We start from the raw sequence: 13,231 nt of genomic DNA on the forward strand, positions 1-13,231 counted from the left end.
CCTTCGTCTTCCCCAGGCTCGCCAGCACCCCCGTGATCGCCGCCGTCAGCGTCGTCTTCCCGTGGTCCACGTGCCCGATCGTCCCCACGTTGACGTGCGGCTTCGTCCGCTCAAATTTCGCCTTCGCCATCTCCGGCCTCCCTAACCTATGCCTTGCTGCCAGTGCCGGCCGACCTAGCGGCCGGCCACCTTGTCACTAAAGCCGGCCTTGACCAGCGTCTCCGCGATCGACTGCGGCACTTCTTCGTAGTGCGAGAACTCCATCGTATAGGTCGCGCGGCCCTGCGTGTTGGACCGCAGCTGCGTCGCGTACCCGAACATGTCCGCGAGCGGCACTTCCGCCTGCACAATGCGCAGGCCGCCGCGCTGCTCCATCGCCGAGATCCGGCCGCGCCGGGCGCTCAGGTCGCCGATCACGTCGCCCATGTACTGGTCGGGGGTCGTGACCTCGACCTTCATCACCGGCTCGAGCAGGACCGGCGCGGCGTTCTGCGCCGCCGTCTTGAACGCCATCGAGCCGGCGATCTTGAACGCCATCTCGGACGAATCGACCTCGTGATAGGACCCGTCGACGAGCGTCGCGCGCACGTCCACCACCGGGTACGCCCCCAGGACGCCGCTCTCCGTCGCCTCGCGTATCCCGCCCTCCACGGCCGGGATGTACTCGCGCGGGATGCGGCCGCCGGTGATCTTGTCGACGAACTCGATCCCGGTGCCCCGCGGCAGCGGCTCCACTTCGAGCCAGACGTGGCCGTACTGACCGCGGCCGCCGGTCTGGCGGATGTAGCGCCCTTCGGCTTTGACGGCCCTGCGGATCGTCTCGCGGTACGCCACCTGCGGCCGGCCGACATTGGCCTCCACCTTGAACTCCCGCAGCAGCCGGTCGGTGATGATCTCGAGGTGCAGCTCGCCCATTCCGGAGATGATCGTCTGGGCGGTCTCCGGGTCGAACCGGACCTTGAAGGTCGGGTCCTCTTCCGCGAGCTTGGCGAGCGAGGCGCTCAGCTTCTCCTCATCCGCGCGGGTCTTCGGCTCCACGGCGACGGCGATCACCGGCTCCGGGAACTTGATCGACTCGAGGACAATCGGCTTCGCCTCGTCGCACAGCGTGTCGCCGGTCGTGGTGTCCTTGAGCCCGACTCCCGCGACGACGTTGCCGGCTGAGACGGACTCGATGTCCTCGCGGTGGTTCGCGTGCATCTGGAGGATCCGGCTCACGCGCTCGCGCCGGTCGCGCCGTGCATTGTAGACGTACGATCCCGCGCTCAGCGTCCCCGAATAGACCCGGAAGTACGTCAGCTTGCCGACGTACGGATCGGTCACGATCTTGAACGCCAGCGCGCAGAACGGCGCCGCGGGATCGACCGGGCGGGTCTCCTTGGCTTCGGTCTTGGGGTTCTGGCCTTCCACCGGCGGGACGTCGAGCGGCGAGGGCAGGAAGTTCACGACCGCGTCGAGCAGCGGCTGCACGCCCTTGTTCCGGAAGGCGGTGCCGCACAGGACCGGGTTGATCTTCGCCGCGATCGTCCCGCGCCGGATCGCGCCGAGGATCTCGTCCTCGGTCAGCGGCTTGCCCTCGAGGTACTTCTCTGTCAGGTGGTCGTCGAGCTCGGCCGCCGCTTCGACCAGATGGCCCCGGTGCTCCTCGGCCAGCGCCCGGAGGTTCTCGGGGATCTCGGTCTCGTCACTGCGGGTGCCGAGGTCGTCGGTGTACACGATCGCCTTCATCGTGAGGAGATCCACGGCGCCCTCGAACCCGTCCTCGGCGCCGATCGGGATCTGCAGGGGCACCGCTTTCGCGTCCAGGCGATCCCGAATCATGCCGAGCGTCCGGTAGAAGTCGGCGCCGGTGCGATCCATCTTATTGATGAAGAGGATCCGGGGGACCCCGTACCGGTCGGCCTGGCGCCACACCGTCTCGGACTGCGGCTGGACGCCCTCCACCGCGCTCAGGATCACGACCGCGCCGTCGAGGACGCGCAGCGAGCGCTCCACCTCGGCGGTGAAGTCCACGTGGCCGGGCGTGTCAATGATGTTGATGCTGTGGCCGCGCCACTGACAGGTCGTCGCCGCGGACGTGATGGTAATGCCGCGCTCACGCTCCTGAATCATCCAGTCCATCGTCGCGGAGCCCTCGTCGACCTCGCCCAGCCGGTGCGTCCGCCCCGTGTAGAAGAGGATCCGCTCGGTGGTCGTGGTCTTGCCCGCGTCGATGTGGGCAATGATCCCGATGTTCCGGATTTTGTCGAGTGACGTCTGCGCCGTCATAATGTCCTTCTTTGTCTCCAGCAGCGTTGCCATGGACCCCCCGAGCCCCTGCCTTACCAGCGGTAGTGTGCGAACGCCTTATTGGCCTCCGCCATCTTGTGCGTGTCCTCGCGCCGCTTCACCGCGGCGCCCGTGTTGTTGCTCGCATCCAGGATCTCGGCCGCGAGCTTCTCCCGCATCGTGCGGCCCGGCCGCTGCCGGGCGTACGTCACGAGCCACCGCATGCCGAGCGACAGCCGCCGTTCCGGCCGCACCTCGACCGGCACCTGGTAGGTCGCGCCGCCGACGCGGCGCGGCCGCACTTCGAGCACGGGCATGATGTTGTGCAGCGCCGCCTCCAGCGTCTTCGCCGGCTCCTTGGCGCCCTTTTCCTTGATCGCGTCGAGCGCGGAGTACACGATCCGCTCGGCGAGGCTCTTCTTGCCCCGGGTCATCACCTTGTTCACGAGCCGGGTGACGGACGGGCTGCTGTACACCATGTCGCCCGGCACCGCACGGCGCGAGACCTGTCCTTTGCGCGGCATCTACGCCACCCCCGCCTGCGCCTTGGGCCGCTTGGCCCCGTACTTGGAGCGGCCCCGCCGGCGGTCTTGCACGCCCGCGGAGTCCAGCGTGCCGCGAATGATATGGTAGCGGATGCCGGGCAGATCCTTGACGCGGCCGCCGCGGATCAGCACCACCGAGTGCTCTTGAAGGTTATGGCCGATGCCCGGGATGTAGGCGGTAACCTCGATCCCGTTCGTCAGCCGCACGCGCGCGATCTTCCGCAGCGCCGAGTTCGGCTTCTTCGGCGTGATCGTGCGGACCTGAATGCACACGCCGCGCTTCTGCGGACACACATCCAGCGCCGGGGACTTGCTCTTCACCCGCTCGACCCTACGGCCCAGGCGCAGCAGCTGGCTGATCGTCGGCACGCGCGCTCCTCCTCAACCTTCTCTTCCCGCTCCCTTTACAATCCGGCGCCCGCCGCGGTGAACCGGTCCGCGGCAGACAATACCCCCGAGCGGGACGCCATGACTCACGCGGGAGGCTGAGTCACCATCCGCCCAGGGTCGGTGGCGATGCCGGCGGCCGGATTCCGGCCGGGTTATCGCGCGGTTATCTGTATGCGGTTACGTATGCGCCATACGTGGTGCCGGAGATGGCACCCTGCGGCGCAAGTCCCCTAGGGCTAGTCCCCGCTAGGGGGGCGACTCGAGAATCGCTGCGGCGGCAGCGCCGACCGCGATCCCGCACGCTCGGCCGAGCGCCACCATGGAGGGGACTTCGACGACTTCCATGCCACGTTCCCGGGCCGCCCGGAGCAGAGGCTCCGTCACCCGGCGATCGGCATCCTGCGCGACGAATACGACCCGCGCCTGACCGCGGCTGATCGCCTTCGCCGTCTGGTTCGTGCCGACCGCACGCTGCGCCGCCGCTTTCAGACGCTCCACGTCCACGACCGCTCGACCGGGTAATTATACTCGCGGCCCCGGGGGGTGTCAATCATGCCTACCCGCGGAAGATCGCCGCGGCGAACGGCACGCCCAGGATGAGTCCCACCGCGGCCACCAGGAGCGCGACGCCCAGCGGCACGGTCAGGTACCGGCCCCACCGGAACGACCGTTCCGCGGCCATCGCGGCGCCGAGCCCCAACATCCACCCCAGGTTGACCCCGCCGATCGCGAACATGAGGAGCATGAGCGTCCAGCAGCAGCCGACGCAGAACAGTCCGTGGGCCGCGCCGAGCCGGAGCGCCTCCGCGGCGGCGTTCTTCCCGCGCCAATGCTCCGCGACGAACGAGTACGGCGACCGGCACTTGGTCAGACACATCTCCTTGAGCGGCGTCACCTGGTAGATCGCTGCCAGCAGCAGGACGGCCACCCCGATCCACTGGGCCGCGTCCCCGACCGCGGGCAGCCGCGCCGCGGCGGCGTGCACGTAGGCGTCCCCTCGAAAAGCGACGGCGCCGAAGATCGCCCACACGCCCAGGTAGCCCAGGATCAGCCGGACCAGCAGCGCCGCCCGATCGGGGCGGCGCGCGACCATCCGGGAGAAGAGATTGATCAGTGGCAGGCTCCCGGGCAGCATCATCGCGATCACCATCAGCGTCCAGCCCGCGACGAACACGGCCATCCGGGAGACGGGGAGGGTGCCCTCCCCGATCCCCCGGTGGTCGAGCAGTCCGGCGAACGGTGACGCGCCCCAGGCGGCAAGAACCGCCCACGCCAGCAGGACCAACGTCCCAACCGCCAGGCGATACCAGCGGATGTCATCGGCCGTGCGGACCGCGCCGATCATCGCCGTCGACCGCTACGCTTCAAAGCGGAACATGCCGAGCACGGCGTTGCGACCGTTGAACTCCCACTTCATGTCGTGCTTCGGCAGATTGACCTGGTACGACATCGCCTTGCCGAGGAATGCCGGCGACCCCGGAATCGTGCTGAAGATGCTGTCGACCAACTTGGTCGGCCGGCCCTGGGAGTCGGTATACGGCTGCATTTCGGCCGACACGACGTCGCCGATGCGGATCGTCCCCTTGCCCTCCGCAAAGTTGAAATCGATCGGCAAGTCGTACACGCCGACCACCTCGCCGATCAGGGACGCCAAGTCCGCGAGCGGTCCACCCAGTTTCCCGGTGTGCATGGCCAGCATCGCCTGCTTCTGCTCGGGCCGGGCCTTGCTGTCGACGAGCGCCGCGACCTTCCAGTTGCCCTTGAGGATATTGCCTGGAATCAACGCCACGATCGCCATCGTCAAGCCGCTCACGTTGACGCCGTCAATTTCACCCTTGTCGTAGTGGTAACAGAGCATTCCGTCGCACTTGCCGCCGTCGGGATCGTCGCCGACCCAGCACGGGCACGGCCCGCCGCACGAGCACGCTTCGAGCAACCGTCCTTCCACGCTGTATCCCATCGTTGTCACCTCCGTCCAGGATGCGGGCCGCCGGCCCGCCGAGCGTGCCGTTCCTGTGGTGACTGTGCGACTACTTGACGATCGTGGTGACCTCCGCGCCCTTGGGAATCAGATAGCTGACCGCGACGCGTGCCGTGACCGGCCCTTTGTTGGCGGCCGCGTGCACGTATCCGCCGCTCTCCGTGAACATTTGACCGGCCTTGAATACCTTCTGACCCATCGCGTCGGTGACGGTGACCTCGCCGGTCACCACCTGCGCCACGACAGGTCCGCCGTGCGTGTGCTTGGGGATCACGCCCCCGGGCGGCAGATCGACGACCTGAGAAATGAGATCGTAGTTGCCCGCCTGCACGCTGATGGGGTACGTGGCCGTGCCGACGATCGTCGGACCCGGCATCGCGGCATAGGACGCCGCCACCGCGCCTCCCACGGCCAGAGCTACGAGTACCGCAAAGACCACGCGCGTCCGTGACAACATCACACAGCACCCCCTTCTGTTTGTGACGCCGCGCGAACGGACACTACCGCGGGTTACGGCCCAACGGCTACAGCTCGATCGTGTCGAGGAACTCCGCGACTTCCTTGCGCAGCGCGGCGCCCCGCGCGTGGCCGTGGCTTTCGACGGCATGCGTGGCCGCGGCGTCGATGAGGTCGTCCTTCTGCGCAGCCGGGGCCATGATCACGAGCTTGCAGTTCTTCTCGCTCGGAAACTTCCCGCAGTTCGCGACGAGCCACGTGCCGCCGGTGAGTCCCAATTGGCCGATCCCCATGTCTCTCAGCCTCCTTGTAGGTGCGGTAGTGCCACCTACCATAAAGGACGCGTGTTGTCGGAGCGTTTCCCAGCCGTTACCTGGGAGTTCTCACGAACGAGGAATTTGCAGTCGCCTGCCGGCGTCGCCTGGTACGAACATTTGTTCCGCATCGTGCGGCGACAAACCGGCACCCGCGGCATAGGCGGCGGCAAACGCTTTCTCGCCCAAGGCGCTGCGCAGCGACGCGGACTCCCGGTCGTGCCAGGCCTGGTCGAGGGCCCAACGGGGCGCGCGGGTCTCCTCACGCAGGGCGCTGCCGAGTCCCATCAGCCGCGCCGCCGCCTCGGGCGATCCGCGAAGACGTGCGACGGCGGCCATCGCTTCCACGCAGTCGGCCACCCCCAGCCGGTCCCCGCGCGCCTGCCGCGAGGCGAGGCTCTCCCGCAGCAGTTCCGTGGCCCGCTCGAGATCGTTCTCGATCCGGGCGACGAGGCCGAGTTGATACAGTGCCGCGGAGCCGCCTTCCGCGTCGCCGGCGGCGCGGAACGACTTCAAACTGTCTTCGAGCAGCTGCCGGGCCCGCGGATAGTCCTCGCGGTATCGCGCGACGATGCCGAGTCCGAGCAGCGCGTCGGCCGAGCCCGCCATGTATGATCCCCGGTACCCGCCGCGCGACCGCACCGCGAGGCTTTCCTCGAACAGCGCCGCCGCGCGCGCGAGATCGCCGGCCGCGAGCACGGCGAGCCCGAGACTGGCTTTTCGGTACGGGACATCCCACGTCTTGCCCAGCTCGTCCTGAAGCGCCGCCCCCGCCTCGAGCAGCGCGATCGCCTCGCGGTACTGGCCCCGCAGTAGGGCGATCCGGCCCAACCGGATGAGCGACGCCGCGGCGGCCGGCTTCCGCCCGAGGTGCCGCTGCAGCTCCAAGGCCTCCTGCATGAGCGACGCGGCCTTGGCGTAGTCGCCCTGGTTCGTCGCCTGCACGCCGAGCTGATGCAGGCACTGCGCGATGCCCGCGGTGTCGCCCGCGGCGCGAAACAGCGCGAGGCTCTCCTCGAGCAGCCGGATCGCGCGTTCCGGGTCGTCCTCGTGCAGCGCGACCGTCGCAACCTCGGCCAGGGTGACGGCCGCCGCCCATCCGGAGCCGGCAGACCGGCAGAGCGCCTCGCTCTCGACGCAGAGCGCGACGCCGCGCGGCCGGTCGCCCTGGTGCCACACTGCATGTCCGAGCCAGGCGAGCGACAGCATGAGGACTTGCGGATCGTCCCCCGCCCGCGCGAGCGGCACCGCCTTTTCCATGATGGTGACCGCGCGCTCGAAGTCGTCCTGCGCAAACGCCAGCCGGGCCGCGCCTTCGAGCGCCTTGGGGAACGCGGCGCGCCCCTCTCCGCCGCGCTGCTGCGCCCGCTCGAGCCACTCGCGTCCCTCGCTCAGGTACCCGCGGCCGTGCCAGTAGCCGGCGAGCGCCGCGGCCAGGCGGAGTCCCGTCTCGTCGTGCTCCTGGCTGAGGGACCATTCGAGCGCCGCGCGCAGGTTGTCGTGCTCGGCCTCGAGCCGGTCCAGCCACGACGCCTGCCGCGGTCCCCGGAGCTCCGGCGCCGCGCGCTCGGCAAAGCCGAGGAAGGACACCGCGTGCGCCCGCCGGGCCGAGTCCGCCTCCTGCGCCTCGACGAGCTTGTCGCGGACGAAATCGCGCACAGTCTCCAGCAGACGATAACGCGCCGCGCCGGCGGACCGCTCCAACTGCACCATCGATTTATCGACGAGGCGCCCGAGGAGCTCGAGCACCGCCATCTCGTCGGCGCGATCCGTCGCCCCGAGCGCCTGCGCCGCCTCCAGCGTGAACCCGCCGGCGAACACTGACAACCGCCGCAGCAGCGCGCGCTCCGGCTCGGACAGCAGATCGTAGCTCCACTCCATGGCCGCGCGAAGGGTCTGATGGCGCGACAGCGCCGTCCGGGTCCCGCCCGTCAGCAGCCGGAAGCGGCTGTCCAGCCGCGCCGCGATCGCGTCCACGGACAGCGATGCCAGGCGCGCCGCGGCGAGCTCGATCGCGAGCGGAATCCCGTCGAGGTGGGCGCAGATTCGGGCGACCTCGGGCGCGTTCTCGTCCGTCAGCGCGAAGCCGGGTTGGCTCAGCCCCGCGCGATCGATGAACAGGCGGACGGCCTCGAACTCGCCCAGCTCCGCCGCGGAGCACGGGCACCGCAGGTCCGGCACGGACAGCGACGCCACCCGATGCACGCGCTCGCCCTGCATGCCGAGGACCTCGCGGCTCGTCGCGAGCACGTGGAGATCGGGGCACCGCCGCAGCAGATACTCCGCCAGCTGTGCGCATGCGCCGGCGACGTGCTCGCAGTTGTCCAGGACCAGCAAGGCGTGCTTGGCCAGGAAATAGTCGCCGAGGGCGGCGGTGAGCGGGCGGCCCGGCTCCTCGCGGACGTTGACGATGCCGGCCACCGTCTGGGGAACCAGCGCGGCGTCGGCGAGCACGGAGAGGTCGGCCAGCCAAACGCCGTCGGGAAATTCTTGTACGAGACGGGCCGCCACTTCGAGCGCGAGCCGCGTTTTGCCGACGCCTCCGGCGCCGGTCAGGGTCAGCTGCCGGCCGTCGACCATGCTGCTGCGGAGCTCGGCGATCTCGCGGGCGCGCCCCACAAAACTCGTGAGCTGCAGCGGCAGGTTGGTTCGGCCGGCGGCGCGGAAGTCGGCGGGCGGCCGCGTCACCTTGACACTCTGCGAGTCCGGATGGGGAAATCGTCCGGCCTGAATGTCTTCGTACAGGCGCCGACTGGCCTCGTCGGGCTGCGCCTCGAACTCCCGGCTAAGCGACTCCTTCAGGAACTGGTACTGACGGAGCGCCTGCTGGCGCTGCCCACCGAGCGCGTACAGGCGCATCAGGCCGCGGTGGGCTTCCTCGCGTCCGGCGTCGCGGGACACCAGCAGTTGCAGCGTCTCGACGGCGCGGGCCTCTTCGTGCCGCGACTCGTAGACCGCCGCGAGATCGGCGAGCAGCGACAGGAACTCCTGATGCAGCGCCTCCCGCCGGTTGGTGGACCATTCTTCATACTGATCCTCGGGCAGCAGGTCGCCCGCGTACAAATCGAGGGCCGCCCGGTGGACGGCCGGATCCCCGCGCCGCCGGGCATCGGCGGCGGCGGCCGCAAACGCGTCCACATCGATCCACGCCGCGCCGGCCGGGGCCAGGCCGACGACGTCGTCCACCACCCGGCAGTACTGGCCGGACTCCGCACCGCTTCCGGGCTCGAGCGTGCGGCGAACGGTGTGCAGGATCTTCCGGAAGTTGTTGGAGGCCGCGGCCGGGTCGAGGTGCGGCCAGAGAAACTCCATCACCTGCTCGCGGTGCAGCCGGTGGCCGGACGTGAGCGCCAGCAGCTTGACGAAGCTCCGGGCCTTCCGGAGGCGCCACGCCGCCGGCTCGATCTCGCGCGACCCCACGCGCACGCGAAATCCTCCAAGCAGCCAGACGTGCAGCTCCGCCGCCGTGTCCGCTGTCCGCAGGGTCGCCATCTTGGCGGAAGGTTCCCGAGCCGGCCCGCCTATCCTCTCAGGGGGGCCCCGCCGGCCCCAGGAATCGGGCCGCCGCCTCGGCGGCCTCCGGAGCGGCGGCGATGCCGTAGTGGTTGGCGCCGATCTCGACCACCTGCACACCGGCGACCCGTCGCCTGAGTTCGCCCACGTCCGATGCGGTGACGAGGAACGGGCCGCCGGGCACGAGCGGGCGCGCGGCCCGCAGCAGCAGCACCGGCATGACGAGCGCCGGCCACAGATCGCGCGGGTCGTGCGCGTCTCCGTAGGCCAGGTCTTCGAGCACCGCCTCCCGGCTCGTCCGCGCCCGCACGCCGCCGGCGGACCGCCCGGCGGCGGACTCGCCGGCAACGATGAAATCAGAGCCGTCCGCGGGCTCAAGCTCGTACCGGAAGTAGCGCTCCCAGAATCCGCTCCATCGCTCGATCGTCGGCAGCGCGCGCATGCGGACGATGTACTCGTCGGCGGATGCGGAGACCGTGCCGAGCCGCTCCACGGCCAGCCGGATCAGGGCGAGGATATCGTCCGACACCGGGCTGCACGCATCGACGAGGACGAGCCGCTCGAGGCGGCCCGGCGCGACCGCCGCCAGCTGCATCGCGACGAACGCGCCCATGGACCAACCGACGACGGAAAACCGCTCGCGGCCCAACGCGCTCGCGGCGGCCGCCACATCGCGGGCGTGCGCCGGCCAGCCGTAGGTGCCCGGCGGCGTGACGTCGCTCCGTCCGCGGCCGCGCAGATCCACAGCGGCGACGCGGAAACCCGCGGCCGCAAGCCGCCCGCCGATCTCGTCGAACCCGCGCAGATTGGCGGTGAGGCCCGGCAGGCAGACGACGAGCCGTCCATCCGCCGGCCCGCTGAGCTCGGCGTGCAGCCGTCCCCCGGGAGTCCCGAGATCGATCGAAACCGGCGGCGGCACGTTCACGCGGATTCACCCGCGGCGGCCGCCGGTGCGTGTCGCGCAGCCGCTGCGCGAATGCGCTCAGGGATCGCGGCGATGCCCCCGGGGAAGAAGACGACGAACAGGATGAAGAGAGTGCCGAGAATGAAGAGCGGCTGTCCGAGCGGCACCCGCAGCCACCCCGGAAGGCCGGCCACCTGTGGCGAGCCGGCCAACGCCACCAGCCGGAGGTCGAGATACTCGTAGAGCGCGCCGCCGAGGACCGCGCCCCACAGACTGCCGGCGCCGCCCAGCACGACCATCACCAGCAGCGCGAGGCTCAGGTTCGCCGTGGTGATCCCCGGGGCGGTGCCGCCCACGACGAACACGTACACCACGCCGCCGAGCGCGGCGAGGAATCCGCCCGCGACGAAACTCATGAGTTTGTGCGGGTACGCGCGCACGCCCAGCACCTCCGCGCGCGCCTCGTTCTCTCGAATCGCCTGCCAAATACGGCCGGGTCGTGAATTGACGAGCCACCAACTGGCGAGGGCGACTACGGTCAGGTAGGCCAGAGCAAGCCAGTACAGATACCGCGTGTTGACCACCCCCACGAGGAGCGCCGGCAGCCGGGTCACGACCAGGCCGAGGCCTTCTTCGCCGCCCGTCAAGTGCCCCGGATCGCTGAACGCTACGATGGACCCGGCCTGCGCGAACGCGAGCGTCACCATGGCGAAGGCGATGCCGCCCACCCGCAGGGCGACCGCGCCGATGGCCAGCGGGAGCGCGACGCCCGCGGCCGCCGCAACCGCGACCGCGGAAGCCGGCCCCCATCCCCACCGCGACAGGGCGATGTTCGCCGCGTACGCGCCCGCGGCGAAGAACAGCGCGTGCCCGAACGACAAGAGCCCGGTATAGCCGAAGAGCAGATCGTAACTCAGCGCGACGCCGCCGAACACAAGACACAGGGCCAGTATCTGCAGCGTGCCGGGGGCGTTGAGCGGCGCCGGAAAGACGCCGACGGCCCGAAGCGGAATCAGCGGCACCGCGCACAAGAGCACGAAGAGCCCGGCGACCGCCGCGCGGCGCTTCACGAGGCGCTCCTCGCCAGACCCTCCGGCCTGACCAAGAGGACGGCGGCCAGCAGCAGCACGACCGCCAGGTCGCCCGCCGCGGGGAACCCCCACCACACCGATCCGTAGTAGTTCGCGAACTGCTGGATGAGGCCGACGAGGGCGGCCGCGGCGGCCGATCCCGCGATCGATCCGAGCCCGCCGATCACCACGACGATGAACGCGTAGATCAACATCACGGTGCCGCGCTCCGGATCGACCGTCCCGAAGTATGCCGCGCTCAGGGCGCCGCCGAGGGCCGCGGCCATCCCGCCGATCGCGAACACCAGCGTGAATGCCCGCTGCACGTCGATGCCGAGCGCGCGCACCATCTCCCGGTTCTCCACGCCGGCCCGAACGATAAGCCCCCACCGCGTGAAGCTCAGGAAAGCGGTCAGGCACGTAAAGGTCACGAGCCCCGCGGCGATCAGCAGCGGCCGCGTGTTGGGCACGGACGCGCCCAGGACGACCGTCACCCCGCGCATCCACGCCGGCACCGGCACCGGCCGGGGATCGGCGCCGAAGATGCCCTGGATCAGCGCCGCGATCGCGAGGCCGAGGCCCACCGTGACGAGCACCTGCTCGATATGCCGGCGGTACAGCGGCCGGATCAGCGCCGTCTCGACCGCGGCGCCGATCGCCGCGCCCGCGGCTAGTGCGCCGAGGAGGGCCAGCCCAAACGCGCCGATCGAGGCGCCGCCCGCGCGCGTCACAATCAGCCAGGCGGTGTAGGCGCCGACCGTGAGAAACGCCCCGTGCGCGAAGTTGAGCACGCGCAACAGACCGTACGTCAGCGACAACCCGGACGCCACCAAGAAGTAGAGGGCGCCGAGCCCGAGCCCGGTAACGGCGAGCAGGACGACCGTGCTCATGGAGCCGCGTCGAGCGCCACGCCGAGGTGGCGGTGGGCGCCTTCCCGATCGGCGAGGAACGCCCCGAGGCTGCCCGCGTACACGACGCGTCCCTGGTCCAGCACGATCGCGCGCTCGGCAAGACGCCGCGCCGCGGCCAGATTCTGCTCCACGAGCAAAATCGTCACTTCCCGGCCGATCCGGGCGAGCACGTCGACGACACGGGCGACCACGGCCGGGGCGAGGCCCTTCGTCGGCTCGTCGATCAGGAGGATGCGGTTCGGATTCAAGAGCGCCCGCGCGATCGCCAGCATCTGCTGCTGGCCGCCGGACAGCGTCCCCGCCCGCTGCGCGCCCCGCGGGCGGAGATCGGGAAACACGTCATAGACGAGGTCGTAGCGGGGCCGGCCGTCCCGCTCCGCGAGCCGCAGGTTTTCCGCGACCGTCAGACCCGCGAAGACATCGCGGTTTTCGGGCACGTAGCCGACGCGGCGCTGCACCACGGCATGCGCGGGCAGCCCGCCCACGTCTTCCCCGTCCAGCCGCACGCGGCCGCGGTGCGGCACGAGTCCCAGGATCGCCCGCAGCGTCGTCGTCTTCCCGGCGCCGTTCCGGCCGAGCAGCGCCGTGGTGCCCCCCTCCTCCACGGCGAACGTCGCGCCGTGCAGCACGCGCGACTCGCCGAACTGTACGGCGAGGCCGTCCACCGCGAGGACCGGGACCGCGTTCACAAGGCGTCGCCCAGATACGCGTCCTGGACCACGGGATCGGCCATCACGACGCCGGGCGCGGCGCAGGTGAGCAGCCGGCCGTGGTGCATCACGGCGATCCGGTCGGACAGTCCGCCGATGACGTCCATGCGGTGCTCGACCATCAGCACGGTCTTCCCGTCGCGGCGGTGGGCGGCCGCGATCACCTCGA

At 70.2% G+C, this 13,231-nt stretch carries 15 protein-coding genes; all 15 read right to left on the reverse strand.

From position 1 onward, the window contains the following. A partial coding sequence (locus VKT83_19565; protein HLY24673.1) for a GTP-binding protein occupies positions 1–130 on the reverse strand: 130 nt, incomplete at its 3' end. 44 nt (positions 131–174) lie between these two features. Next, a complete protein-coding gene (gene fusA, locus VKT83_19570) occupies positions 175–2,301 on the reverse strand; it encodes an elongation factor G (protein ID HLY24674.1) in 2,127 nt (708 codons plus the stop codon). Positions 2,302–2,321: 20 nt separating this feature from the next. After that, positions 2,322–2,792, reverse strand: coding sequence for a 30S ribosomal protein S7 (rpsG, locus tag VKT83_19575; protein HLY24675.1), 471 nt, complete (start codon positions 2,790–2,792; stop codon positions 2,322–2,324). Then, positions 2,793–3,182, reverse strand: a complete 390-nt coding sequence (gene rpsL, locus VKT83_19580; GenBank protein HLY24676.1) for a 30S ribosomal protein S12 — start codon at positions 3,180–3,182, stop codon at positions 2,793–2,795. It lies immediately after the preceding gene. Between the two features lie 267 nt (positions 3,183–3,449). After that, positions 3,450–3,701 (reverse strand): ribosomal L7Ae/L30e/S12e/Gadd45 family protein, encoded by a 252-nt coding sequence (locus tag VKT83_19585; protein ID HLY24677.1) that lies wholly within the window; start codon positions 3,699–3,701, stop codon positions 3,450–3,452. 58 nt (positions 3,702–3,759) lie between these two features. Next, positions 3,760–4,548 carry a DUF2182 domain-containing protein gene (locus tag VKT83_19590; GenBank protein HLY24678.1) on the reverse strand — a complete coding sequence of 263 codons (789 nt, stop codon included), beginning with the start codon at positions 4,546–4,548 and terminating at the stop codon, positions 3,760–3,762. 12 nt (positions 4,549–4,560) lie between these two features. Then, complete coding sequence (locus VKT83_19595; protein HLY24679.1) at positions 4,561–5,163, reverse strand: DUF1326 domain-containing protein; 603 nt, start codon at positions 5,161–5,163, stop codon at positions 4,561–4,563. A 70-nt stretch (positions 5,164–5,233) separates the two neighbouring features. Beyond that, positions 5,234–5,641 carry a cupin domain-containing protein gene (locus VKT83_19600; protein ID HLY24680.1) on the reverse strand — a complete coding sequence of 136 codons (408 nt, stop codon included), beginning with the start codon at positions 5,639–5,641 and terminating at the stop codon, positions 5,234–5,236. Between the two features lie 67 nt (positions 5,642–5,708). Continuing rightward, entirely contained in the window at positions 5,709–5,933 is a 225-nt protein-coding gene (locus tag VKT83_19605) for a DUF1059 domain-containing protein (GenBank protein HLY24681.1), read from the reverse strand. A 90-nt stretch (positions 5,934–6,023) separates the two neighbouring features. Beyond that, positions 6,024–9,446: a tetratricopeptide repeat protein gene (locus tag VKT83_19610; GenBank protein ID HLY24682.1), complete on the reverse strand. Its 3,423-nt coding sequence runs from the start codon at positions 9,444–9,446 to the stop codon at positions 6,024–6,026. Between the two features lie 37 nt (positions 9,447–9,483). Next, on the reverse strand, positions 9,484–10,392 hold the full coding sequence (locus VKT83_19615; GenBank protein ID HLY24683.1) for an alpha/beta fold hydrolase: 909 nt from the start codon (positions 10,390–10,392) through the stop codon (positions 9,484–9,486). Further along, positions 10,389–11,441, reverse strand: a complete 1,053-nt coding sequence (locus tag VKT83_19620; GenBank protein ID HLY24684.1) for a branched-chain amino acid ABC transporter permease — start codon at positions 11,439–11,441, stop codon at positions 10,389–10,391. The genes VKT83_19615 and VKT83_19620 overlap by 4 nt, the downstream gene beginning before the upstream one ends. Then, a complete protein-coding gene (locus VKT83_19625) occupies positions 11,438–12,331 on the reverse strand; it encodes a branched-chain amino acid ABC transporter permease (GenBank protein ID HLY24685.1) in 894 nt (297 codons plus the stop codon). Before VKT83_19625 ends, VKT83_19620 begins: the two co-directional genes overlap by 4 nt. Continuing rightward, positions 12,328–13,041, reverse strand: coding sequence for an ABC transporter ATP-binding protein (locus VKT83_19630; protein ID HLY24686.1), 714 nt, complete (start codon positions 13,039–13,041; stop codon positions 12,328–12,330). The genes VKT83_19625 and VKT83_19630 overlap by 4 nt, the downstream gene beginning before the upstream one ends. Beyond that, on the reverse strand, positions 13,038–13,231 hold a 194-nt coding region (locus VKT83_19635; protein HLY24687.1), incomplete at its 5' end, for an ABC transporter ATP-binding protein. The genes VKT83_19630 and VKT83_19635, both read right to left, overlap by 4 nt.

This window comes from bacterium (genome assembly GCA_035308905.1).
In the GTDB taxonomy this organism is placed as follows: Bacteria; Sysuimicrobiota; Sysuimicrobiia; order Sysuimicrobiales; family Segetimicrobiaceae; genus DASSJF01.

Excerpts from the sequence above, each read along its gene's own strand:
- VKT83_19590 (HLY24678.1), bottom strand. The coding sequence starts at position 4,548 with ATGATCGGCGCGGTCCGCACGGCCGATGACATCCGCTGGTATCGCCTG.
- fusA (HLY24674.1), bottom strand. The coding sequence starts at position 2,301 with ATGGCAACGCTGCTGGAGACAAAGAAGGACATTATGACGGCGCAGACG.
- VKT83_19625 (HLY24685.1), bottom strand. The coding sequence starts at position 12,331 with ATGAGCACGGTCGTCCTGCTCGCCGTTACCGGGCTCGGGCTCGGCGCC.
- rpsG (HLY24675.1), bottom strand. The coding sequence starts at position 2,792 with ATGCCGCGCAAAGGACAGGTCTCGCGCCGTGCGGTGCCGGGCGACATG.
- VKT83_19595 (HLY24679.1), bottom strand. The coding sequence starts at position 5,163 with ATGGGATACAGCGTGGAAGGACGGTTGCTCGAAGCGTGCTCGTGCGGC.
- VKT83_19600 (HLY24680.1), bottom strand. The coding sequence starts at position 5,641 with ATGTTGTCACGGACGCGCGTGGTCTTTGCGGTACTCGTAGCTCTGGCC.
- VKT83_19610 (HLY24682.1), bottom strand. The coding sequence starts at position 9,446 with ATGGCGACCCTGCGGACAGCGGACACGGCGGCGGAGCTGCACGTCTGG.
- VKT83_19605 (HLY24681.1), bottom strand. The coding sequence starts at position 5,933 with ATGGGGATCGGCCAATTGGGACTCACCGGCGGCACGTGGCTCGTCGCG.